Annotated in this window: 1 protein-coding gene; it reads left to right on the top strand. The window is 39.8% G+C overall.

Features of this window, described 5'->3' with window-relative positions:
• Positions 1-35: 35 nt before the first annotated feature.
• Positions 36-337: hypothetical protein (locus tag EZH24_RS13655; protein WP_137999505.1), on the top strand; the 302-nt coding region annotated here is incomplete at its 3' end.

Genomic DNA, 337 nt, shown 5'->3' with positions numbered 1-337 from the left:
AGCGTAAAAATAAATAATAATTTAGAGGTGCTTCAGTGAAATACATAGCAGTTCAAGACTGTACGCTTACAACAGACAATGCTACAGCTCAGGCTACTATAATAGACAGTCCATCTGTGAAAGTAAAAGCAGGCGGGAAAGGAGTATATAAAACGCCTCTCAAAGTACAGGTTGCGGGAGCTACTCAAGGTAATTTTGCTCAGACTGCTCCAAGTGTTGGAAATATTGAAAGTACCGCTCAAAAAGTAAAAGCGGATAATGTACTTGTAATTTTGGAAGGTGATAAAACAAATACGTCTGTTCAATGTCCAGCAAGCGACCCAAACGGAGCAACAAC

It is taken from the genome of Brachyspira catarrhinii, from assembly GCF_005518285.1.
Taxonomy (GTDB): Bacteria; Spirochaetota; Brachyspiria; order Brachyspirales; family Brachyspiraceae; genus Brachyspira; species Brachyspira catarrhinii.
Note: the sequence above shows the minus strand (reverse complement) of the source record. Positions and strands in the feature narration are given on the sequence as shown.